The organism is Flavobacterium sp., from assembly GCF_044339515.1.
In the GTDB taxonomy this organism is placed as follows: domain Bacteria; phylum Bacteroidota; class Bacteroidia; order Flavobacteriales; family Flavobacteriaceae; genus Flavobacterium.
The window spans coordinates 17,314-42,615 of the sequence record NZ_JBIIVK010000004.1 but is presented as its reverse complement, the minus strand read 5'-3'; the positions used below and the strand labels follow the sequence as shown (position 1 = coordinate 42,615).

At 32.6% G+C, this 25,302-nt stretch carries 17 protein-coding genes and 2 tRNA genes; 8 read left to right on the top strand and 11 right to left on the bottom strand.

The annotated features are described in order from the left end of the window. Positions 1-166: 166 nt before the first annotated feature. Both ACIQ0M_RS01820 and ACIQ0M_RS01815 read right to left on the bottom strand, forming a co-directional pair. A tRNA-Leu gene (locus ACIQ0M_RS01820) sits at positions 167-252 on the bottom strand. Positions 253-267: 15 nt separating this feature from the next. Continuing rightward, positions 268-340: transfer RNA gene (locus ACIQ0M_RS01815), tRNA-Gly, on the bottom strand. A 291-nt stretch (positions 341-631) separates the two neighbouring features. Between ACIQ0M_RS01815 and ACIQ0M_RS01810 the strand changes: the two genes are divergently transcribed. The 3 genes from ACIQ0M_RS01810 to ACIQ0M_RS01800 are packed head-to-tail and all read left to right on the top strand — an operon-like array spanning position 632 to position 4,250. Then, entirely contained in the window at positions 632-913 is a 282-nt protein-coding gene (locus ACIQ0M_RS01810) for a hypothetical protein (RefSeq protein ID WP_396149118.1), read from the top strand. Between the two features lie 48 nt (positions 914-961). Then, positions 962-1,612, top strand: a complete 651-nt coding sequence (locus ACIQ0M_RS01805; protein ID WP_396149116.1) for a GLPGLI family protein — start codon at positions 962-964, stop codon at positions 1,610-1,612. A 16-nt stretch (positions 1,613-1,628) separates the two neighbouring features. After that, positions 1,629-4,250 (top strand): hypothetical protein, encoded by a 2,622-nt coding sequence (locus ACIQ0M_RS01800; protein ID WP_396149114.1) that lies wholly within the window; start codon positions 1,629-1,631, stop codon positions 4,248-4,250. Here the strand turns inward: ACIQ0M_RS01800 and mutS are convergent, their stop codons facing one another. Beyond that, the gene (gene mutS / locus ACIQ0M_RS01795) at positions 4,251-6,818 is read right to left on the bottom strand and encodes a DNA mismatch repair protein MutS (protein ID WP_396149199.1); all 2,568 of its coding nucleotides are present in this window, start codon (positions 6,816-6,818) and stop codon (positions 4,251-4,253) included. It abuts the gene before it with no gap. Positions 6,819-6,988: 170 nt separating this feature from the next. On the opposite strand from mutS, the gene ACIQ0M_RS01790 reads away from it, so the two are divergent. After that, on the top strand, positions 6,989-7,531 hold the full coding sequence (locus ACIQ0M_RS01790; RefSeq protein WP_396149197.1) for an RNA methyltransferase: 543 nt from the start codon (positions 6,989-6,991) through the stop codon (positions 7,529-7,531). Positions 7,532-7,577: 46 nt separating this feature from the next. Continuing rightward, positions 7,578-9,713 (top strand): T9SS type B sorting domain-containing protein, encoded by a 2,136-nt coding sequence (locus ACIQ0M_RS01785; RefSeq protein WP_396149112.1) that lies wholly within the window; start codon positions 7,578-7,580, stop codon positions 9,711-9,713. Between the two features lies 1 nt (position 9,714). On the opposite strand, the gene folK is transcribed toward ACIQ0M_RS01785, so the two are convergent. Further along, entirely contained in the window at positions 9,715-10,851 is a 1,137-nt protein-coding gene (folK, locus tag ACIQ0M_RS01780) for a 2-amino-4-hydroxy-6-hydroxymethyldihydropteridine diphosphokinase (RefSeq protein ID WP_396149110.1), read from the bottom strand. Between the two features lie 159 nt (positions 10,852-11,010). Here folK and sppA point away from each other — a divergent pair, with 159 nt between their 5' ends. Beyond that, the gene (sppA, locus tag ACIQ0M_RS01775) at positions 11,011-12,780 is read left to right on the top strand and encodes a signal peptide peptidase SppA (RefSeq protein WP_396149108.1); all 1,770 of its coding nucleotides are present in this window, start codon (positions 11,011-11,013) and stop codon (positions 12,778-12,780) included. Between the two features lie 72 nt (positions 12,781-12,852). Here sppA and ACIQ0M_RS01770 read toward each other — a convergent pair whose 3' ends face one another. From ACIQ0M_RS01770 to ACIQ0M_RS01760, 3 genes are read right to left on the bottom strand one after another with little or no spacing between them, the layout of a single operon-like run. After that, a complete protein-coding gene (locus ACIQ0M_RS01770) occupies positions 12,853-13,155 on the bottom strand; it encodes a hypothetical protein (RefSeq protein ID WP_396149107.1) in 303 nt (100 codons plus the stop codon). A 2-nt stretch (positions 13,156-13,157) separates the two neighbouring features. Further along, positions 13,158-17,102 carry an Eco57I restriction-modification methylase domain-containing protein gene (locus ACIQ0M_RS01765; protein WP_396149105.1) on the bottom strand — a complete coding sequence of 1,315 codons (3,945 nt, stop codon included), beginning with the start codon at positions 17,100-17,102 and terminating at the stop codon, positions 13,158-13,160. A 3-nt stretch (positions 17,103-17,105) separates the two neighbouring features. Continuing rightward, complete coding sequence (locus ACIQ0M_RS01760; protein WP_396149103.1) at positions 17,106-18,086, bottom strand: restriction endonuclease subunit M; 981 nt, start codon at positions 18,084-18,086, stop codon at positions 17,106-17,108. A gap of 342 nt (positions 18,087-18,428) precedes the next feature. Here ACIQ0M_RS01760 and ACIQ0M_RS01755 point away from each other — a divergent pair, with 342 nt between their 5' ends. Together ACIQ0M_RS01755 and ACIQ0M_RS01750 are read left to right on the top strand one after the other, a co-directional pair. Beyond that, entirely contained in the window at positions 18,429-19,064 is a 636-nt protein-coding gene (locus ACIQ0M_RS01755; protein ID WP_396149195.1) for a queuosine precursor transporter, read from the top strand. A 139-nt stretch (positions 19,065-19,203) separates the two neighbouring features. Continuing rightward, complete coding sequence (locus ACIQ0M_RS01750; protein WP_396149101.1) at positions 19,204-21,813, top strand: AsmA-like C-terminal region-containing protein; 2,610 nt, start codon at positions 19,204-19,206, stop codon at positions 21,811-21,813. Positions 21,814-21,877: 64 nt separating this feature from the next. On the opposite strand, the gene ACIQ0M_RS01745 is transcribed toward ACIQ0M_RS01750, so the two are convergent. The 4 genes from ACIQ0M_RS01745 to ACIQ0M_RS01730 form a co-directional block, all read right to left on the bottom strand. Further along, positions 21,878-22,402 carry a hypothetical protein gene (locus tag ACIQ0M_RS01745; protein WP_396149099.1) on the bottom strand — a complete coding sequence of 175 codons (525 nt, stop codon included), beginning with the start codon at positions 22,400-22,402 and terminating at the stop codon, positions 21,878-21,880. A gap of 10 nt (positions 22,403-22,412) precedes the next feature. Beyond that, positions 22,413-23,699 carry a hypothetical protein gene (locus ACIQ0M_RS01740; RefSeq protein ID WP_396149097.1) on the bottom strand — a complete coding sequence of 429 codons (1,287 nt, stop codon included), beginning with the start codon at positions 23,697-23,699 and terminating at the stop codon, positions 22,413-22,415. Positions 23,700-23,730: 31 nt separating this feature from the next. Then, complete coding sequence (locus ACIQ0M_RS01735) at positions 23,731-24,300, bottom strand: YceI family protein (RefSeq protein ID WP_396149095.1); 570 nt, start codon at positions 24,298-24,300, stop codon at positions 23,731-23,733. 132 nt (positions 24,301-24,432) lie between these two features. After that, the gene (locus ACIQ0M_RS01730) at positions 24,433-25,227 is read right to left on the bottom strand and encodes a DUF2797 domain-containing protein (protein WP_396149093.1); all 795 of its coding nucleotides are present in this window, start codon (positions 25,225-25,227) and stop codon (positions 24,433-24,435) included. Between the last annotated feature and the right edge of the window lie 75 nt (positions 25,228-25,302).

Below are 25,302 nucleotides of genomic sequence, written 5' to 3'. Positions count from 1 at the left end.
CATCCCGACTTGTTCGGGATTTTTTTTGCTCTAAAGTGAAGGAAACTATTGATGCTTTTATTTATCTTCTATAAACTTATGGTCTTCTTATTGTTTTACAAATTCAAGTGAACTTTAAATTTTATAAATAAAAAAAGCTCCATTTGAAAAACAAATGAAGCTTTTGTACTCAAGGCGGGACTTGAACCCGCACGAACATTACTGTTCACTGGATTTTAAGTCCAGCGTGTCTACCAATTCCACCACTCGAGCATTATGTGATAGGAGAGCGAAAAACGGGACTCGAACCCGCGACCCCGACCTTGGCAAGGTCGTGCTCTACCAACTGAGCTATTTTCGCGTACAGGTTTTTTACAGAACAACACTACTTGTTTAGTAATGCGGATGCAAATGTACTATAAATATTTACTTTTACAAGCGTTTTTTGGAAAAAAATTTACAGTAGAAACTAATGATTTGAAAGTTAAATCGATAGCTTTTATTTTTTGATTAACATTCGCTTGATTTTATCAAGAATTATGCGTAAGCCAAGCTATTGTTTTTTTAACTCATGAAAATAAACAGAAAAAAATTAGGAATATTCCTTTTTTTTTTTTTGTTTAGCACTCATAATCTTAATAATAGATAAATTATGAAAAAACTTTTTTTTAGCTTAACAGCTTTAGTAATGTTTAGTGCAACAAGTGTTGCAAAAACAATTGAAATTGAACCTACTGAAAAAGCCATTGAGAATTCAATAGTGCTTGAAGAAACTTCTTCAAACGAAGATGATGCACACACATTATGCTGGGAGGTAAACAGAACCGTTAAGAATTTAGAACATGGACTACAATTGATAACTATTACATATCGTTGTACAGAATATCCAAATTCTGGATTAGGCAACGGAACATATTACATCAATGCACAATAAAAAAATAAACCACCTCACACAAATGGGGTGGTTTTAAAAAACATTCTAATGAAAACATATTTTATTTTATTATTTGTAGTTATTACAAATATTTCTTTTTCACAAACAATAACTGGAAACTACATGCTACAATTAATTGGAGGCTTAGGCGGAGATGGTAAATTGACTAATAAAGCAAAAAAAATTGACATTTACAGTTATACTTTTCATGACTCTAAATCAAAAATGGAATTGATAAATCCAACTGGTACTCAGATTGATACTTTAAAGAAGTATAATCCAGAATATGATTTTCACTACGAGACGGTAGAAACAACTATTCATTTTTCAAAATCTACGTGTGTCAAAGATTTAAAAAATAGAGTTTATGAAAGAATATGGATAAGTGATGGTGAAGAAGATTATAAAAAAGAAAAACTATCTGAGATTAATTGGACAATTACTAATGAAACCAAAATAATAGAAGGTTTTTTATGTAAAAAAGCTGTTACTGAACTCACTAAATATGGTTATACTATTTCATATACTGCTTGGTATAGCGAAAAAATACCTGTAAATGATGGCCCGTTTGAATATGGTGGTTTACCCGGTTTCATATTGGAAATTAGTGCTGAAAATTTATTTATATGTAAATTTGTTAATTTCAAATATGATGAAAATTTAAAAACTAATATCGAATATATTCGAGATAGCAAATAAGTTGAAATATAATGCTATGTTGAAATATTTTTTCCTTTGTTTTATACTCTTTCAGCAATCTTTCTCTCAAAATACAATAACTGGAACAATTATAGATGAAAACAAGCTTGGGGTTGAAGGAGTAAATGTTGTTCTTAAAGAAATAAATACTGAATCTATAATTGATTATAGCGTAAGTCAAACTAACGGTTTGTTTAAAATTAAAAACAAGTCTAAATCTAAAAAAATACTAATTACATTCAGTGCTTTAAGTTATGAAAACTTTAGCCAAGAAATTGAAATTACAAATGAGCCAATAGATATTGGTGATATTACAATTAAGTCAAATCCATTAGCACTCAAAGAAGTTATTTTAGAATCGCAACGAAATGCTATAATAACAAAAGGTGACACTACTTTTTATAATGTGAATCGTTTTTTAAACGGCACAGAAGATAGTCTTAAAGATTTAATAGAGAATATTCCAGGTATTAGAATTTCACCCAAAGGTCGGATAGAAGTTAATGGTGTAGAAATAACCGAACTATTGATTGACGGTGATAACTTATACAAAAGTCAACATAAATTAGCGACAGATAACTTACCTTCGAATATTGTAAAATCTATCGAATTTTACAAGAATCATGCGCCATTCGATAAAATAAAAAAAGATTCATTAACCGGTGATACGGCATTAAATATCATCATAAAAGATGAATATAAAAAGAAGTTAAAAGGTAACTTACAAAAAGACTATAATTTTATAAATCGTTATAAGCTACATACTACATTATATAATTTTAATTCAAAAAACAAGTTTTCTTTCATTGCAAATTCAAACAATCTGGGTATAGCACCTATGAGTATTCAAGATTATTTCGAATTAATTGACAATAATAATGTAAATAACAAAGAGGAAAGTTCTGTGACATTTACGTCATTAAATGAAATTCCAAAATTCTTAACTTCAGGTGAAAATGTGGCCCGTAAAAAAAATACATTTTTAAATGTTTCAAATATTTTCAATATTTCCAAAAAGACAAAAGTTCACTTTTATTCTATTTTAAATGGTTCTTCGCAAGAAGAAGTTTATTCTAACAAGCAACGATTTATCGATACTAACATTGATTTTTTTGAGAACTCTAAAATTAATGAAAACAGTTTTTTTGCAAATTTAAATCTAAGTTCAACTCATAAATTCAATTCAAATACATTAGTTAAAATGACTAATAATGTATTGATAGACAATCTAAGTAAAGAAGATAATTTTATTAATGACTTCGTACAAGAAGAATCTATAATAAACCAAAATAATAACAGTAGAATTTTAAAAATTCAAAATAAAATTGAGTTTTCTAAAAAAATAAAGAAATCATATTTTTCAACAACGGTTTCTCATAATATTAGCAAAACAACTAATCAAAGTAATATTAATGCAAACTTTGAATTATTCGACTTAAATTCAATTAATTCTTTTGAGCAACGTTTCAATAAGAACAATAGTGAGTTTCAACTAGCATCTGAATATTCTATAAAATTAAATAAATTTAATCCTATATTTAAATTGTATTATGAAAATTCAGATTTTGAATTTAGAAATTGGAATGATGTAGAGCAAAATTATCAAAATTTTTTCAGCATAATGAAAAATATTTTGACACCTGAAATAAATTTAAACTATTTGTTTTCCGATAAACTAAGCGTTTCTTTTACCGGAAATTATAATAATGTAAATCAAAATTACAATTCAAATACTGAAAACGCCAGTTATTTCGGTTATACGGCTAATTTGAAATATAAATTTAATTCAAATTCTATTTTACAATTGAACAATTCAATTTCAAATAATCTTGCCAACAGGGAGAATCTTTTTAATAATGAATTTGTAAAAGACTATCGAACCGTATATAGAAATTTGGATTTTAGATCAAACACACTATTTCCTTTAAAAAAAATTGGAGTTAATTATTTAAAAACAAATCCAATCACAAATACTTTTTTAATTATTAACCTAAATTACTCTTGGACGAATAAAGCCGAAAATATTAATTTGATAAGTGGCAATAGCTTTAACATTTATGAGAATAGAATTTCTCCAAAACAAGAAATGTCTAATTTCATTTTGTTTTACCAAAAGAATTTCAATAAAATACCATTTACTTCATCATTTAACTTTGATGTCAATTATATAAACAGAGACTTTTACATAAATAATGATCTTGCAAATTTCAAATCCATATACACTTCATACGATGTGCAACTAAGATCAAAATTTAAAAAATCACCTATTCACTTTGAAATTGGTTATAATTATAGTCAAACAAATTTCGATAATAATGATAATTTGAGTAAAAATGAAATTTCAAAAGTATATTTAAACATGAATGGCTTGGTAATCAAAAATTTATATTGGAGAATTAACTATTCGCACAATGACTTTAAAACAGACCTAAACAAAAGTGTCATAAAAATTCTCTCACCTTCTTTAAGATATTCTAAAAAAGATTCTAAATGGGAATACATGATAACAGGTCATAATATTTTAAACTTTAATAGTACAGTATTTGTATCCAATCAAAGTGCAATTGGCTATGAATCGATTACTTCAAACAATATTCTTCCAGGTTATTTGAATTTAGGTATAAAATATAAGTTCTAACTATTTCTTCGTCAACATTCGCTTGATTTCGTTCAATTTCATCAAAGCTTCCACAGGGGTCAAGGTATTGATGTCAATATTCAAAATTTCTTCTTTGATTTCTTCCAACAACGGATCATCCAAATTGAAAAAACTAAGTTGCAATTCATCCTTCGAAGATTTTATACCGGATAATTCTTCACTCGAATGATTTTTTTCTAATTTCTTTAGAATCTTTTGTGCTTTTTGAATCACGGTTTGTGGCATTCCGGCCATTTTAGCAACGTGAATACCAAAACTGTGTTCGGTGCCGCCTTTCACTAATTTTCGGATAAAAAGAACGGTATCTTTCAATTCTTTAACCGAAACATTGAAATTTTGAATGCGGTCAAACGTAACTTCCATTTCATTCAACTCGTGATAATGTGTGGCAAACAACGTTTTTGGTCGGTTCGGATGTTCATGTAAATACTCCGCAATCGCCCACGCAATGGAAATTCCGTCATAAGTACTGGTTCCGCGACCAATTTCATCTAACAAAACTAAACTTCTTTCAGAAATGTTATTCAAAATGGAAGCTGTTTCATTCATCTCAACCATAAACGTCGATTCACCCATCGAAATATTATCGCTTGCTCCAACTCTTGTAAATATTTTATCTATTACACCCATTCGCACCGCTTCTGCCGGAACAAAGCTTCCCATTTGGGCCAACAGCACAATTAAAGCTGTTTGTCGCAAAATAGCCGATTTACCCGACATATTCGGACCGGTAATCATGATAATTTGTTGCGAATCCCTATCCAAAAAAACATCGTTTGCAATATACGGAACGCCAACCGGCAATTGTTTTTCAATAACAGGATGACGACCGTTAGTAATTTCTAATTCATACGAATCATCTAAAATGGGTCGAACATACTTGTTTTCAATCGCCAATTGCGTAAACGAATTCAAACAATCTAATTGAGCAATTAAAGCCGCATTTAACTGAACAGGTTTAATGTAAGTACCAATCCAAATGACCAATTGCTCAAATAACTGCGACTCGAGTTGATGAATTTTGTCTTCTGCCCCAAGAATTTTGGTTTCATATTCTTTTAGTTCTTCCGTAATGTATCGTTCGGCATTCACTAAGGTCTGCTTTCTAATCCATTCTGCAGGAACTTTATCTTTGTGCGTATTTCTAACTTCTATGTAATACCCAAACACATTATTAAACGAAATTTTCAAGGATGAAATACCGGTTCGCTCCGATTCTCTGGTCTCAATTCCTTCTAAATATTCTTTACCGGATGTAGAAATTGCTCTTAATTCATCTAATTCGGGATGAATTCCTTTGGCAATTGCATTTCCTTTGTTGATGGAAACGGGAGCATCTTGATTCAAAGTAGTTTTGATTTTTTCTCGCAATAAATCACACGCATGTAAACTATCGCCAATCGCTTTGAGTGATTCATTTGCACTTGCCAATGCCAATGTTTTGATTGGAATAATAGCATCCAACGAATGACAAAGGTTCATCACTTCTCGAGGTGAAACTTTTCCGGTTGCGACTTTGGAAATCAACCGTTCCAAATCGGATATTTGTTTGATTTGGTATTGAATTTTCTGTAAAACTTCTGAATTATCCTTTAAAAAAGTCACTACTTCGTGACGAGATTGTATTTTAGCTGCATCTTTCAATGGCAAAGCCAACCAACGTTTCAATAAACGCGAACCCATCGGCGAAAGCGTTTTATCAATTACATCCAACAATGTGACTGCATTGGGATTGGTACTGTGGTATAATTCTAAATTTCGAATCGTAAAACGATCCATCCACACATACGCATCTTCAGCAATGCGTTGAATGGAAGTAATATGTTGGATTTTATTGTGTTGAGTTTCCGACAAATAATACAAAACCGCACCCGAAGCGACGATTCCTTCTTGCATTTCTTCAATTCCAAATCCTTTTAATGAATTAGTTTGAAAATGCTTGGTCAACACTTCATGGCCATAATCCTCATTATACACCCAATCTTCCAGAAAAAAAGTGTGATAATCTTCGCCAAAAACTTCTCTAAAATGTTGTTTATGATTTTTGGTTACTAAAATTTCACTCGGGCTAAAATTTTGTAACAATTTGTCGATGTATTCTTCATTTCCTTGAGATGTCAAAAATTCGCCTGTTGAAACATCCAAAAATGAAACGCCAATTTGTTTCTTACCAAAATAAACCGAAGCCAAAAAGTTATTTGATTTAGATTGCAACACCTCATCATTCATCGAAACGCCGGGAGTAACTAACTCGGTCACACCTCGTTTCACAATGGTTTTGGTCATTTTTGGGTCTTCCAATTGATCGCAAATCGCTACCCGAAGTCCGGCTTTAACCAATTTTGGTAAATACGTATTCAACGAATGATATGGAAAACCTGCCAAGGCCGTTTCAGTTTCAGAACCGGCACCTCTTTTGGTCAAAACAATCCCTAAAATTTGCGAAGCACGAACGGCATCCTCACCAAACGTTTCATAGAAATCGCCTACACGAAACAACAAACAAGCATCGGGATACTTCCGCTTGATTTCGTTGTATTGCTTCATTAAAGGCGTTTCTTTCGGTTCTTTGACGGTGCTGGATTTGGCTGACAATGGATTAGGTTTTAGGTTTGGATTCAAAAATACGGAAATAAAATTTTAATGGCAATTTCAATGGCAAAATTCAATGGCAAAATTCAATGGCAAAATTCAAAAGCATTACCTATTTTTGTAAGATGAGAAAATTAGCCAATTCTGAACTGGAACGTAAAAATATTGAAGAGTTTAAACATGCTCAAAAAACGCCAATCATCCTTATTTTAGATGACATTAGAAGTTTGCATAACATTGGTTCGGTTTTTAGAACTTCAGATGCTTTTTTGATTGAAAAAATATATTTGTGTGGTATCACGGCTACACCCCCCAACAAGGAAATTCATAAAACGGCTTTAGGTGCCACCGACACAGTTGCATGGGAATATCAAAAAGATGTGATTTCGGTGATTGAGCAATTGAAAGCAGACAACTTTTCCGTTTTTGCCATCGAACAAGTTGAAAATTCGATTATGTTAAATGATTTTGAAGTTGAAAAAGACAAAAAATATGCTTTAATTTTCGGTAATGAAGTAAAGGGTGTTTCGCAACAAGCCATCGAAAAATCGGAAGGTGTAATTGAAATTCCGCAATTAGGAACCAAACATTCATTGAATATTTCTGTCAGTGCCGGAATTGTAGTATGGGATTTATTCACGAAACTAATAGTTTTAGGAGAAAATTAGCAATTAGTGAAGGCGTCTTTTGCTTACTAATTCTTACTTTTACAAAATGAACGGATTTTCATTGTTTCGCAATTCCTTATTCATTCTATTTTTGTGTTCTGGTTTTTTTTCATCTTTGGTTGATAAAAATTTATTTCTAAACCCTAAAGAAAAAAAAACAGCTATTTTAAATGATGCTCCCATTTTAATTGCTACAGGTAATCAAATTTATTGTCCGGGTTCGCAAATGAATATTGTGACCAACATGTCTATCACCGATCCTGATGATACCGGAATTGATGCAATTTATATTCAAATTTCATCCGGATATGTGAATGGTCAAGACGTATTGACTTTAACAGGAACACATCCTACTATTATTTTCAGTTGGGATGCTCTTACCGGAAAACTTACGTTAACAGGTTCTGTAGGACAACCCACTTATGCTGATTTAATTTCGGCTATTGAAGATGTAGTCTATTCAAATTCATCCCCAAACCCAAGCGGAGTTAGAACTTTTTCCATTACAGTTGGTCAGGCGAATTATCTCCCTTCCAATGGTCATTATTACGAGTTTGTACCCTCCATTGGTATCACTTGGAACAATGCAAGAACAGCAGCTGCAAATCGAACTTACTATGGCTTACAAGGTTATTTAGCCACCATCACAGCAGCCGATGAAGCTCAACTTTCCGGCGAACAAGCAGCCGGTGCCGGTTGGATTGGTGGAAGCGATGAAGCAAATGAAGGTGTTTGGCGATGGATGACAGGACCCGAAAATGGTACTGCTTTTTGGAATGGAGGAATTAATGGTACAACACCAAATTTTGCAAATTGGAACAATGGAGAGCCGAACAACATTGGTGATGAAGATTATGCTCACATAACTGCTCCCGGAGTTGGTATTCTCGGTTCTTGGAATGATTTATCCAATACGGGTGAAGCCAGTGGCGATTATCAACCCAAAGGTTTCATCGTAGAATATGGTGGAATGCCGGGTGATCCGGTTTTGCAGATTTCAACAAGTACAACCATTACAATTCCGAGTATTACTTCTTCAGTAGGTCAATCAAGGTGTGGAGATGGTTCGGTAACACTAACCGCAAGTGCTTCTGCGGGAACCATAAAATGGTATACAACACCAACCGGAGGAACACCCTTAGCAAACGGAAACAGCTTTACAACACCAAATTTAACTGAGACAACAACTTACTATGTCGATGCATTTGAAATTGGTTGCACAACCGGAACTAGAACAGCTGTTACGGCAACAATAAATCAAATTCCGACAGTTACAATTGTTGACCCAAATCCGGTGTGCGGAGAAAATTCAACTGTTTTAACTGCTTCTACCACTGCGGGAACTATCAATTGGTATGCTGTTGAAACGGGCGGAACTATTTTGGGAACAGGAACTTCATTCACCACTCCAATTCTTTCAGAAGATACTACTTTTTATGCTGAAGGAATAAATAATGGTTGCTCATCAGGAAATAGAATTCCAATTCTTGTTCAAGTTTATGATTTGCCGGATGTGGAAGATGAAACGGTTACACTTTGTGAAGGAACAGTTATCACTTTAAATGCAGGTGTTTCAAATGCCAATTACCTCTGGTCAACCGGAGAAAGTTCGCAAACCATTCAAGTGAATAACAATGCAAATTATTCCGTTGTGGTAACTTCTTTAGAAGCTGGAAATTGTTCTAAAACAAAAAATTTTACCATCGTTCAATACGATATTCCGGTAATTGAAACAGTTGTTGTTAAAGACAACTCAGTTGAAATTATATCTTCAGGAAATGGCGAATATGAGTATTCTATTGATGGTTTTACTTACCAAGATTCAAATTTATTTACCGTTGGCGAAGGCGGATTATACACGGCTTATGTTCGAGAGAAAATCAACAATTGTGGTTATTCCGACGAGGAAACCTTTGTTGTGCTTTTGGTTCCTCCCTTTTTCACACCCAACGGCGATGGTCTAAACGATGTTTTTTATTTGAAAGGGATGGAATTTTATCCAAATTGTTCCATCTCCATTTTTAACCGTTATGGAAAATTAATCAAACAAATTGTTCCAAGTAATCCGTTTTGGGACGGAACTTTTGAAGGTGAAAATCTACCTGCCGATGATTATTGGTATGTTTTGAAAATTGACAATGCTACAGCGGAACGAAAAGGACATTTTTCATTAAAAAGGTAATTTATCCGGCTATTTTTTTCTCTATTTCTTCTAAAATAAAAATATAATCTTCCTGATTGTTTACAAAATCTTTATCGGAAACATCAATAATCAACACATTTAAATTGGTTTGTGTTTTGATGAAATCCAAATAACCTTGATTGATTTTTTCTAAATATTCTGCCGGAATTTGCATCTCATAACTTCTGCCTCTTTTTTTGATATTTTCTAAAAGTTGCTCTGTGTTTTGATATAAATAAACATATAAATCAGGCTTAGGCATCTCTTTATGAATGATGTCAAACATGGTTTTATAAAGCCTGAATTCATCTTCTGCCAAGGTAACTTTTGCAAAAATCAAGGATTTAAAAATATGATAATCGGCTACAATAAAATCTTTAAACAAATCAAATTGAGCTAAATCATCCGATAATTGTTGGTATCTGTCGGCCAAAAAAGACATTTCCAAAGGAAAAGCATACCGACTTTGGTCTTCGTAAAATTTGGGTAAAAACGGATTATCAGCAAAACGTTCCAAAACTAACTTGGCATTAAAATCTTCAGCAATTTTGGATGATAAAGTAGTTTTTCCGGCTCCAATATTTCCTTCAATGGCAATATAATTAAACTGTTGAAGATTTATTTTTTCAAGCGGAGCTTCTAATTTTTGTACTACTTTGCAATTGCTTTTATCTTCCGCTAATTGAACTAATTCTGGTAAATACTTTTGTAAAATAGGATGACGCCAATCCAAATTCAAATCACGCATGGGCAACAACACAAACTTTCTGTTTTGCATGTGCGGATGAGGAACTTTTAATCTTTCGGTGTTGATGATTTCCTCGTTATAAGTAATTACATCAATATCGATTATTCTGGGTTGATAACCTTCTTCGTTATTTCGGACTCTTCCTAATTTGGTTTCGAGTTCTAAAACTTCGTCTAAAATTTGTTCGGCATTTTTTGAAGTTTGCAAAACTAATGCACAATTATAAAAGGGTTCACTATCAAAACCCCACGAAGGTGTTTCGTATAGCGAAGAAACTTTCACTACCGTAGCAATGTTTTGATGAATGAATTTTGTAGCCAACTGAATGTTTTCCAGACGGTTACCTAAATTACTTCCTAACGATAAAATGACTTGGCTTTGATTATTCATAGAAAAGCAAAATAACTAAAACTATTTTAGAAATAAAGTATCTTTGCCAATCCTGTTAATAAGTTTCTGTAATAATGAATTACATAAAAATTAAAATGTAACATAATACAATGAAAGACTACTAATTAGGAAAACAATATTCAATTAAATAAGTATAAAATGAAATTTTTAGGAAATGTATTGGCCACCATCATCGGATTGTTTGTATTCTGTATGATATTATTTTTCGGGTTAATGATTGTTGGAGCAGTTGCTGGTAGCGGCTCTGATGTTGCAAAAGTAGAATCTAATTCCGTTTTAGTTTTAGACATGGAAAATGTATCTTTAGATTACACCGGAAAATTTACCGATCCTTGGGTAACTATTTTAAATGAAGAAGCATCAGTAGGTTTAATTGATGTTTTAAACGCAGTTGATAATGCCAAAACCGATGATAAAATAAAAGGAATTTCAATCTTGAACAGCAACAGCAGTTTAGGATTAGCTCAATCCAAAGCCTTGAGAGACAAATTGATTGATTTTAAAAAATCAGGAAAATTTATTGTTTCCTATGCCGATTATTTTACGCAAGGTGAATATTACATTAATTCTGTTGCCGATACGATTTATATGAATCCTGTGGGCGAAATGGACTTTAAAGGTCTTGCTTCTGAAATCATGTTCTTTAAAGATATTCAGGAAAAAACAGGTGTGAAAATGGAAGTAATTCGTCACGGAAAATACAAAAGTGCGGTTGAACCGTTTTTGGAAAACGAAATGAGTGATGCCAACAGAGAACAGATTTCGGCTTTATTAAACTCGGCTTGGAGTTCAATTGTAAGCGATATTTCAAAAAGCAGAAATATTTCGGTAGATTCATTAAACAGTATTGCGAATAAATTATCGGCTAGAACTCCTGAAATGGCTAAATCAAAAAAACTAATTGACAAAATTGGTTATGAAGATCAATACCACGACGGAATTAAAAAAGCGTTGAAAGTTAAAAAAGATGAGGATTATGAGTGGATATCGATCATGGATTATGCTAAAAACGTATCAAAAACGCCTCAAAAAATAGATTCGAAAGATAAAATTGCCATTATTTATGCTCAAGGTGAAATCATGGGCGGCGAAGGTGATGTAAATGTGATTGGCGAAGGTGCGATGAGAACTTCACTGCAAGAAGCCAGAAAAGACGAAAAAGTGAAAGCCATCGTAATTCGAGTAGATAGCCCGGGCGGAAGTGCCTTGACTTCTGAATTAATCTGGAGAGAAATTGAACTAACCAAAAAAGTGAAACCGGTTGTGGTTTCTATGGGTAATTTAGCCGCTTCGGGTGGTTATTATATTGCTTGTAATGCCGATAAAATTATTGCAGAACCCAACACAATTACAGGTTCTATTGGTGTTTTTGGTGTGTTACCGAATATGACAGAATTATCCAAAAAAATCGGAATCAGTACTTCTCAAGTTAAAACACATGATCATGCGATTGGCTATAGCCCGTTTAAACCAATTGATGAGAAATTTAAAGAAGTAACTACCGAATCGGTAGAAAATATTTACACCGTTTTTGTGAATCGCGTTGCTACCGGAAGAAAAATGACTTTTGAACAAGTAGATGCCATTGCTCAAGGAAGAGTTTGGACCGGAACAGAAGCATTGCAAAATGGTTTAGTAGATAAATTAGGTGGTTTAGATGTAGCGTTGAGCGAAGCGGCGACGTTAGCAAAAATCAAAAAATATAAAACGGTAAACTATCCTGAATTTGATAAAACATTCATGCAATTTTTAAGCAATCAAAACGGTATTCCTTTTGCTAAATCCAAAGAAGCTATGATTAAGGAAGAAATTGGAGAAGAGGCTTATCAAACGCTACAACAAGTAAAAAGAGCAACGGCTCGAACCGGCATTCAAACGCTGATGCCTTTTGAGTTAAAAATTAAATAATTATAGAAACCTGACAGCAACTTAAAACTGTCAGGTTTTTTTAATTGTAAAATATCTACCATTTTTAATTTGCTAAAGAGCAATCGAACCCTTCAAAGTATGATATTTTTCTGTTTGATGCCATTTTGCGTTTTCGTCTTGAAAAATAATTCCTGTATTTTCTAAAGTTTCCATTGCTAAACTTGTGGCGTCTTCAAAATGCTCTAAGTTATCTTGCCAGTTTTTTAAAGCAACATCTTTCGAATCAGTCATAACAAAATTGTTTTGATTCCAATCACAAATAACAACTTCATTTTCAATCCAAATATCAACCCAAGCATTGATTTTTCCATCTTGAATTAAAACGGAATCTTTTTCATATCGAATAGCTTTCATAATTATTCCATTGGTTTTATCATAGTTTCTATGAAATCAATTTCTTCATTAGTCAATTTATATTTTGCATATAACTGTTGGTCTATATCAGAAATAGATTTAGTCCAATCAATGTCTGATGCAGAAGTAAAATCTTGTAATGGTACTTTTTGCCACGTGGCTCTTGTATTATGTTGAGTAATCTTTAAGAGTCCAAGCATAGTCCGAGTAAATTTTGATTTAATGTATTTCAGAACATTTTGAGCCTCTATTTCATTGTCAAAAGCACCTATTGATAAAAAAGTATCCGTATGACCAATAAAAGGTTGTCCAATAATTGGTGTACTTAATATCTCTCCAATTACACCTGAACCATTAGCTTCAGGCACAATAACTTTCCATTTTTCGAATGAGTCAGGCAAAGACAAATATTTTTTATCAATCCATTTATATTGTCGCTTAGCATTTACTAAACCTAATATTTTTATCGAATCTTGATTTTTACAATTATCCAAAAAAGCAAAATCCATTTTTGAAAATGATTTTGAAACAATTTTATTTTTAGTTCCTTTACCTTGCAATTTTTCAGCATATGGGAATTCTGAGAAAAAAGTATTCGAAAAACGATAAATCCCTTGCGATTGTACAAGTTCAGAAAATGACAATTCTATTTTTTGATCAACTTTTTTTGAAATAGTTGATAGTTCTTGGAAATGTGTAAAAGTTTCAATAGGCTCAAAAACTTGATTTTTATTTCTAAAAAGGATTGCTAAACCACCTTTTATATCTGTATGTTCAAATAATTTGGATGAATCTTGTTCATATAATACAACTTTCAGATGTTTATCTGACAGCATTTTTTCATTCCAAATTTTAGATGTTTGTCCAGCATTAAATAAAAATCTTGCAGGAGATATTAAAATATATTGCTCTGATAAATTTTCTGATAAGTCATAAAAGTATTGATAAATTGGTTCGTCACGAGCTACACCACTTTGCTGATAAGGCGGATTGCCTACAATTACATTGAACTTCATTTTTTGGTTGTTTATTTTGATGGTTTCTTTTTCAATGAATTTGTTTTCACTGATTAAGTCATAAGATGTGTAGTTTGCTTCAATTAGTTTTACATCTAATTCGAGTAGCTTGTACACTTTTCTAGTAAATTCATACGCAATTTTTGATGTGGGAATGGAGTAGAATTTGTTGGCTACTTCTTTGCCGAATTTTTTATAAACGGCATAGACAAACTCGCCTTGTTTGGACGCAATGTCTAAAAGCGTTGTATTCTTGTTAACGGCATTTTCTGGCAAACCTTCAATCATTTTGTCGGTCACAAATTCGGGCGTTACAATCTCTGAATCTGATAAGCGACTAAACTTTTTCATTGCATTACTCGCTCTATCTATTGGAGAAATCGCGGTATCGTTGGCTAATGAATTAATGTTGTGGATTTTATAGTCTAGTTCGCTTAAAATAAATGGATTGATGTGATTTTGAAACAAATCGAGTATTGTGGTTTCAAGACTCAAATTTGAAGCAATTCGCAAATTATCTGCATTATCCTTTATGTGAGTAATGATTTCTTGTAAGGATTTAACTCTTGAATCTGTCAAAAATGCAAAGAATAAAATTCTTGCATAATACATAGCAAATTGACCTTTGTAGTCGTTTGTTGGGTCTTCTTCTTCTTTTGTTTGTTTAGGTTTATTGACTTTAATTTTATTATTATCGTCATCTTCAGGAGAATTGTCAATATCAATATCATCGCCATCTCCTTCTGATGGTTTAATTTCAATACCTTGGCGAGAACCAATTTTATTTTGTCTTTCAATTTCGGCTTTGATTGCTTCAATATCCAACAAAGAATAATCAATTGAAATAGTTGTAGCTTCATCAAATACGCTTCTACTGCTTGAATATTTACGAACAGCATCTAAAATATCTGCTGGCTGTATTCGAACAATTTTATTGTTGTTTAAAACGATAATTGGAGATATTTCAAGCTCTTTTCGGATTCGTTCTTCTAATAAACTGTTGCCGTTAGATTCAGTATTTACATTGTAAATCTGCGACTTATGTTCCTGCATTTGGAACATTCTATTTGGGTTAAAGTCAACCAATAAAGTTTGAGGTTTCATATTGAATTTAACCACATCACCATTCGGCTCTTTGAAAATTTTTACGTATTGATTTTGCAAGCGAAAAATAGCTTGGTCGTATTCTTGTGGCGAAGCCGTGTCTTTTAGATAGAGCATAGTATCCCATTGAGGAACTGTGCTGCCGGTTAACATTCTGTTAACTGTCAAAGTGATTGTTTTTACATTCTCACTTTCACATTTTTTTATTTTGGCTTGAACTGATTGTGTGTCTTTGAAGTTTTTTTCGTTATCAACTCCAGAGATATTGATGATTTCGTATTTGCTAAGATGTTTAAATTGGTTGGTCTTGATTAATTCCTCCAATGCGTCACAAGAAGCTCTATAAGGCAAAACACAAACGATATGACGGCACATTTTACCCTCTTGTATTTTATCGTAGTCAAGAAAACTCAATAAATTGGAATCATTTTCTGAGCCGTCTATAACTTTAAGCAATTCAAGAATTTCCTTTTCGTGAATAAACTTTTGATGAAGATTTGTTTTGCTGTCTTTGGAAATGGATTTTGGTCTAAAAAGCTCTGAAAAAGCGTATGTAACACCATTCTTTTTCAGCTCCTCCATTTTTTTTCGTGAAGATTCATTTGGATTAAATGCGAAACGAATCATTTGAGGAAAGCCATAATAAGGATTATCCCATTCTTTAACTTCGTCTTTATTTATATTTTCTAAATCCCATTGTTCTTGGTCTTCTGCAATGTTTGTGAATTGATAGAATGCAATAATATCATCATTGGTAAACTCGCTATTCATCAAAATTCGATAAGGAGTTCCAGAAAGATGAATGCGGATTTTTGCTTTTAACTCTTTTTCAATCTCATCTATATTATCTATCGAAATTTCGTTGAGTTTTTCTTCACTTTTAATGTCTTTGACTTTTAAATCGCCTGCTCTTAATACTTTTCCGTATTCATTTGCTCTTGCTCCAAAATGTGTTTCATCTATGAGCAATAAGTCAATTTGATTGTCAAATACTTCTTTGTGTTTGGTTTTTATTTCATCACCTTGCAAGTCTTGTAAGGTTAGAAACAAAACAATTTTTTCATTTGCCTTTTGTTTTTCGGCTATGATAAATTCATTTCTATATAAATCATCACTTTCTAAAAAACTATAGCCATCAAATTTAATATGGCTTTCAACTGTTTTTTTCCATTCATTTCTAACATCCGCTTTTGCTGAAACAACCACCACCAATTTTGCATTCATTTCAACAGCACAACACATGGAGGTGAACGATTTGCCAAAACGCATTACTGCATACATCAGCAAGTTGGATCTGCCTTTTTTGATGGCATTTCTAAAATTGTCTACTGTTTTTTGTTGGTTTGGTCGAAGTGGATAATCTTCAATTCTGTTGTAAATAGGTTTTATCGGAAGAAGACTTTCATCAAAACGATAATATTGATACTTTGATTCGTTTTTTTGATGTCCTCTTTTTATATCCTCTATGGCTTCTTGTAAATCTGCTTCTGTAGCATTTTCAAAAAACTCATTAGAGTAATATGGAATTCCTTTTAAAATATTGGGTTTTAAACGGTTTCTTTTTAATTCGTTTTCAAGAAAAAAATGAACTGCATAATCTCTAAAAAAAGTTTCGTCATCTACTTTTGCAACGTTTCCATACTTTTTTTCAAGATTTGGAAAATACTTTCGCCATTCATTTAACCTCTTTTCAATTGGTCGATAAGTATCACCAACTTTCAAGAAATTTGGAATTGTTTCAGTTGTAAAAGCATAGATTTGAGGTTCAACTCTTCCAATAATTAAATCATCAAGAATAGTTACATTGATAGTATTCTGTTCACTCATTATTTACTTTTCTAATAGAGATATAAATTTTATAGGCTCTTCAATTTCCCAATCCATAATGTTGCAATAAATGCCATTGTGTAATTTCATGTTCTGGGTTTCACAACCTTTACATTTCTTTATTTCTGTTTTGGTTTCAAAAATATCTGCAACTTCTACCATTTCATCTTTGCAACTGACTGGGACAACTCCTTTCAGACCATCCATTTGCCAGATGTTCCAAGAAATAATTTTCGCAATATTTTGTATAGATTCAAGAGTTGGTTCTGTTTCAAATTTGTGTGTAAAGTTTTCAATAAATGTTATTAATAAAGCTTCACGAGCCAAAAGCAAACTATCGCCTTGCCATTCAAAGCCATAAGTGCTTTTATAGGCTATTTCTACAGATTTTATCCAATCTTCTTTAATATCTAAATTTTCATTTAATACTCTTAATTTTCTATCTAAAAGTCCAATTCTATCTTCAATCTTGATAAATTCTCCAGTTGTGGTATCATATCTACTCACTAAATATGGTGCTTCTCCACAAGTAATTTCTAATCTTGTATCGCGAACATAGTCTTGCCAAGTTTTGCCTTTTGGAAAAACAATTTTTTCGCTTGTTGTTTCCCAAGATTTTGTGCCATTTTTCAACACGATTTCTTTATTGAAAACATTCTCTTTCCCAAACCAAGAATTGTCAACCAAATTATTTTGTGCGTTGCATATCCAAGAAGGTGTGAAAACTTCTGCCATTTCTTTGGAGCGTGATAATTGTAAAATCTTGTCTTTGTGAACTCTTGGCATTATAACATTTCCATTCTCTCCTGTGATTAGTTCAGGCGATATTTCTGAACTAAATCTATATGCCTCTCCAAGATTCTTATAGTTATCTGTTGCCCAAAAAATATTTTTTTGAGTAGTTTGGTCACGTAGTAGTATTGCGAGAACGTCTGGGTATTTCTCGATTAACTCGTTTTCTAATATGTCGATAACTACTTGCATTGGTAAGCCATTTATTAGTTGATTTTAATTCATCTAATCTGAAAAAAATTATTTCAAAAAATCAGTATTTTTTTTCAAATTCTAATTTAATATGAAGATTAACAAATTTAGTTTTTTATTTTCTTGTAATGAAAATAGTAAACATTTTTTTATAATAATATAGCAGATTGTTTTTTGGACAAGCACTGGGTTACAAGTTCAAGTTCAACAACTAAAAACTGTCAGGTTTTTTTTAATTTAGTTAACAACTGTTTCCTTGCTAATTTATTATTTTTGTTAAAAAAAGCATTGGAAACAAAAGACAAACTGTTTGCCTATAAAATTTATTTCACACTGGGAGCCATGTTCATTGCTTCGTTGGTGGTGTCGAATTTAATTTTTCAGAAATTTTTTTATTGGGATTTTTTCGGGTTGTATCGGTTTGAAATTTCGGTGGGAATTCTACCCTACCCGATTACGTTTTTAATTACTGATATTATCTCCGAGATTTATGGGAAGAAAATGGCCAATCAAGTGGTGACTACAGGAATTTTTGCCTCAGTTTTTTCTCTATTAATTATTTATATTTCCAATGCCGCTCCTGCGATAGAAAATTCTCCTGTGAATGACGAACTTTTTTCAGTTGTTTTTGGTCAGACTGCATTAGCCGTTTTAGCTTCGATGATAGCTTATTTAGCGGCACAATACATCGATATTTACATCTTCCATTTTTGGAAAAAAGTCACCAAAGGAAAAATGCTTTGGGTGAGAAATAACTTTTCCACTTTCACTTCTCAATTTGTTGATACATTTGCGGTATTATTTTTGCTGTGTAGTTTTAAAATATTAAGTTGGGATTTGTTTCCCGGATTGTTACTAAGTGGTTTTTTGTTTAAAGTACTCATAGCCATTTTAGATACACCCGTTTTGTATGCTGCGGTGTATTATTTTCAAAAGCGTTTTAACCTAGCTCGTGGCGAAGAGCTAAATTTGGACTAAATCCTAAAAACGAAAATTAAAATCCCCATAGCCCAGTCCGACTGGTTAGCTCTCGTTTTTTATATGAAACTGGAAAGGAGGGCAGGAATTACGTAACCAAACCTAACTATTGATTCGCTCCAAATAAATAAACATAATTATGATTAAAAAAATTTTAAAAGGTTTAGGGATTTTTTTGTTAATAGCCATTATTGCTTTAGCAGCTGCCCCGTTTTTGTTTAAAGACAAAATCAAAGCATTAGTATTAAAATCGATTAACGAGAATGTGGATGCCAATGTGGCGTTTGATGATGTGAGTTTGAGTTTGTTCAAAAGTTTTCCGCGTGCCAATGTAACGATTGACAAATTGAGCATTATTAACAAAGCTCCGTTTGAAGGCGATACATTATTTTATTCGGGTGAATTAAACCTGAAAATGTCGGTGAAAGAATTGTTTAAATCGGAAGGCGAAGCAATGGAATTGGAATCGTTTTCCAGCAAAGATGGCATTGTAAACATCATTTTTAACAAAGACGGAATTGGCAATTTTGATATTGCCATGAAAGACGATAAAGAAGAAAAACCTTCGGATAGCAAGCCTTTTGCGATGAATATTCAGAGTTATTCAATTGAAAATTTGAAGTTTACTTTTTTGGATGAAAGTTCCAAAATCAAGATGGTTGTGGATAAAATTAATCACACCGGAACAGGAAATTTCGCCGCTTCCAAACTAGATTTAGATACTGAAACCAATGCCTTGATGAGTTTGGATATGGATAAAACCAACTATATGAAAGACGTTTCATTAACATTGGATGCCATTTTAGGAATAGATTTGGAGAACAGCAAATATGAATTTAAAGACAACGAAGCATTAATTAACCAATTGCCTTTAAAGTTTGCCGGTTTTATTCAGTTAGTGGAAGCCGGACAGCAATATGATTTGACGTTTAACACACCCACCTCGTCGTTTAAAAACTTTTTAGGATTGGTTCCTTCTGCTTATAAAGGTGATTTAGATAAAATTCAAACCACAGGAGATTTTAAAGTTTCCGGTTTTGCAAAAGGATTGTATTCTGAAACCACTATTCCAAAATTCAACTTGGAAATAGCTTCTAACAATGCTTCCTTTAAATTTCCTGACTTACCAAAAAAAGTGGAAAACATCATCATTGATACCAAAATTAAAAACGAAACCGGTTTAATGAATGACACTTATGTAAACATTGATAATTTGTCGTTTAAAATTGACAAAGATGTTTTTAATGCGAAAGCAAATATCAGAAATGTTTCCGAAAACCCGTTGGTTGATGCGGCTTTGAAAGGAACAATTAATTTAGCAAACCTCAGCAAAGCCTATCCAATTAAGTTAGACACACCGCTTTCAGGAATTTTAAAAGCCGATGTAACAACAAAATTTGATATGCAATCGGTGGAAAAAGAGCAATATCAAAACATTCAAAATGCAGGTTTAGTAAGTATAACCGGATTTAAATATACCGATGAAAACGGAAAAGGAATGAACATTAGCGAAGCGATTGTTCAGTTTAATCCAAGTACGTTGAATTTACAAAAATTCGCCGCACAAACAGGAAAAAGCGATATTAATGTGAATGGTGTTTTAGAAAATTTCTATGGTTATTTATTTAACGATCAAAATTTGAAAGGAAATTTCAATATGAGTTCTAATCAATTGGCTGTAAATGATTTCATGACAACTGAAGAACCAACCAAAGAAGGTCAGAAACCGAGTGAAGCGTTGAAGATTCCGGCATTTTTAGATGTGACGCTAAATGCCAAAGCCAATACGGTTTTCTATGATAATTTAACTTTGAAAGATGTTTCAGGAAAATTAATTGTGAAAGATGAAAGAGTAACTTTAGAAAATGTAAAAACAAACATCTTTGGTGGGATGATTGGTTTAAACGGAAATGTTTCTACCAAAACAAAAGTGCCCACATTTGCCATGAATTTGGATTTAAAAACAGTCAATATTAGTGAAACATTTACCCAATTGGATATGATGAAAAGCATTGCTCCAATAGCGAATGTTATAAACGGCAAACTCAATTCGACCATTAAACTTTCCGGTAATTTGGACGCGAAAGAAATGACTCCGGATTTAAAAACATTAACAGGAGATTTAGCCGGCCAATTACTTTCTACTACTGTAAATGCTTCCAACTCTACGTTGCTAAGTGCTTTAGACAGTCAAATTAATTTTATTGATTTGAAAAAACTGAATTTGAATGATTTAAAAACAAGTTTATCTTTTGAAAATGGAAAAGTAAAAGTTAAACCATTTGACATTAAATATGAAGATGTAACTGTAAATATTGGTGGAACCCATGGTTTTGATCAATCGATGAATTACAATCTGAAATTTGATGTCCCCGCTAAATATTTAGGAAAAGAAGCAAACAATTTAATAGCCAAATTATCTCCCGCAGATGCATCAAAAATTAAAAACATTCCGGTAAATGCTGTGTTGGGTGGAAATTTTTCTAAACCAACTATCTCTACGGACATGAAGCAAGCCACAACTGCTTTGGTTAATCAATTGGTGGAGCAACAAAAACAAAAATTAGTAAACCAAGGAACTTCAGCTTTAGGCAATTTGTTAAATCAAACAAAAAATCCAAAAGACACTTCAAAAACAACAACTCCATCAACAAAAGAAGAAGTGAAAACCAAAACAGAAGAAGTTGTAAAAGACAAAGTAAAAGAGGGCTTAAACAACTTGTTTGGCAACAAAAAGAAAAAAGAATAAAAAAGTAACCCCAAATTGAAAATACAATTTGGGGTTCTTCTTTAAAACTAAATAACTAACGCTACTATTCTGTTTGTAAACTAACAGACAATTTAATTTCTTCTTTTATCTTAATCACTCCTCCAATTTTTTTGGGAGGAGTGAGATTGAAATCGCTAAACTGTAATGTAATGTTACCGACTAAACGGTTTTTATCAGATTTCAATAGGAGATTTTTATAAATTTTTTGTTTTCCAACCAAATTGAGGGTTAAATCGCAACTGAAATTCTCAGCAGTTTTTTTAAAATTTGAAAGTTCAATTCTAACATTTGGAAATTCTTTTTCTTTTAAAGTTTTTCTAAAATCATTGTTTAGAATAAAATTTCCACAACCAAAACTTTTAACTGGAACACTATGCGAAATTTTTTTTGTTCTGTCAGGTTGATTAAAAAACAGCGTGTCTTTAGCATTCATATCGTAGTTACATTCAAAACCTCCAATTGAAGTAGTACCTTGAACAGTGAACTGTTTCGTACTGACCAACAGATAATCTTTAGGTGTTGAAAACAGTGCTCCTGTTAAAACTAATATGAGACCAAAAACACGCATATTGTTTGTTTTAGAATGCAATCACAGCCTCGGCAACAAATCCGTTAAACTTACCTTCGTTTAAGATATTTGTTTTGGCAAAACCGTCATACTTTTGATTAACATATTCAAATTTAATCAAAATATTTTTAGTCATGAACCAACCTCCACCAATGTTGAAACGAGTCACGTCTACATCTTCGTTAGCAGCAGTTTCTCCAGTTACGTTATTGTAACGACCGGCAACATAAAGGTTTTCATTTTTACCGAAACGGTAGATTAACTCTGCTCCTAATTGGGTAAAATCTCTCTCGTCTACTTCCGCTTTTGTTTTTCCGCTTACTTTTTCAACCATACCAAAAAACTCTAATCCTTTGTATTTCACAAACGGGTTAATCATAATTGCGGTTAATTCATTAGTAAAACCAGGAGTAATCAAACCTGAAGAATAATTTGCAGAAGAGGTTGCCAATGTATTTTCCATTACAAAGTAATATCTAGAACCGGCACGGTCACCACCATAAAGATAGGTTCTGGCAGATTGAGCTGTGTTGTACAAAGACCCTGTTAATCTGAAACGTAAATCATTATTCAACTGTTTATCATAGCCTATTTTTGCCATCACTGAAGGACTTGTTACGCCTGGTGCATTAGTCGTTTGATTTAATTTTCCATTTGTTGCTCCAAGCATTGCCAACCAGCCATTTCTTTGATAGTAAACTTCTGCTCCAACTTCAGTTGTAAAAGCATCCATGATATAATTACCTACAAATGGATTGTAAATGGCCAAAGCATTATCCGATCTTCTAAAATGAGCATCACCATAATTGTTTTCCATGTGACCAATTTTGATGGTAAGATTCTTCATTGTTTCTGCCATAAATCCTTTGCTGATAAAGTCTAACTTATCAATTTGGATATAGCCTCCTTTTACATAAGGTTCCGGGTGGTGGCGAGAAGAAAGATATGTTCTCAAGTGAAGATTAATACCATCATACAAAGCCACATCAATGTCTAAATTGGCTGTTGCTAAGTTAAAGTTATTTCCTAAATTAGCTAACTGATTGGTATTAACACTGTTTGTGTTTAAAACCGGATCAGCATTGTTTTCATGGTCTAATGCTTGATACTGGAGAGCAAATGCACCACCTATTCGTACTTTCACATTTTCAAAGGTAGATGCTGTGTCTTTTGGAGCCTCAAACATAGATAGTCCGGTCTTATCATAAGGTCTCCAGTTGTTTAATTGATATTGTTGCTTTTGAGCGATTGCAAGTGTACTTATCAATACAAGAGCAAGGGTAAATAAATTTCTCATTTTTAAATTAATTTAGAGGTTGATTTTAGAATTATTTGAATTTTAGTGTAAAACTTATTTTAACATCATCACCCGTTTTTACGGTCCCCATTAAGGCGGTTGGTGGTGTAATTTTGTAGTCGGTCAATTTAAAAGAATAACTTCCTTCAAAAACAGATTGACCTCCTATTATTGTTTCTTTGATTTTTAATGTCACCGATTTTGTTACACCCGAAATGGAAAATGTCCCGGTAAAATTCCAAGTGCCATCTGTGTTTTTTGCAGCTGCTTTTAAATCAAATTTTACTGTTTTGTATTGATTCGTTTTTAATGCTTTGTAAGCATTTTTGTCCATACCGCCTTTTCCGCTTTTGATACTTTCGGCCGGCATTTCTACTACAAGAGAAGTAATGGCTGTTAATTTATTCCCATCTACTGTTCCTACAAGTTTTCCGGTAGCTGTTTCAGAAACCATGTCCCAATCGTGTAAACTTGATGTTCCGGAAATTTTTAATTGTGGTTTTGCATCAAGTGTTAAAGTCTTTTGAGCGAAACCAAAGGTAGAAGAAGCTATAAAAAACAATAGCAAAATTCCTTTTTCGAAGTTGAATAATCGTTTCATAATTGTGAGGTTTTGAATTATGAGACAAATTTCTGCCCGAAAAAGGGAAAAAAACATGACGAATGTCAGTGTTTATTGAGTATTTTATATCTTAATTTAGAATACGTTTTCGAAATCGAAATAGTTGATAACTTACAGTTGAATCTTTACTACATAACCTTCGAATGTTCGAATATTAAAAACAGTACCATCTTGAAAAATTAAATACTGTCCTTTAACACCCGATAATTTCCCTTGGTAAATTGGTGATTTATCTAAATTTAAACTGGTTACTTTTTTTGGGTATACGAGCACAGGATAATGTAGTTCAATCAAATTTGGATGCTGATTACTGTAATATTCTCGTACTTCGTTGGGTAAAAAGGTTCCTGCTTTTAAACGTTCCTGAACTAAATTAACAGAGGGAACTTCATTTTTAAGCATTTTTTGCCAATTGGTTTTATCGGCATATTGACTTTTAAGAGCTACTTCGGCAATTCCTGCCAAATAACGATTAGGAACTTCAATAATAGGTATCGCTTGCACCGCTCCTTGATCAATCCATCTCGTGGGGACTTGTGTTTTACGAGTAACTCCGACTTTTACTTCACTTGATAAGGCCAAATAAACAATATGCGGTTGCAACTGCACTTTTTTTTCATACTCCAAATCACGGTCTTCAATGTCTAAATGTGCCGTGCTGAGTTCAGGTTTCATAATCCAATCACCGGCAGAAGCACTTGACATAAAACAATCATAACAAAAACCTTGACGAAATATTTTCTTCTTCTTTCCACAATTCAAACATTGATAACCTTGAAATGAAATTTCAAGCTCTTTATCTAACAATTGATTAAGGTTTAAAAAGCTATTTTCAAATACCAAATAATAGTGAATGGGATTACCAAGTTCCGTTTGCATTTTGGTTAGAACGCCTTCGTATGTCATAAAAGAGAAAGTTTGTCAATTAAAGTTCATCGTTTACCAAAAATCATTATTTTTGGTGAAGCTGTAAAGTTAGGT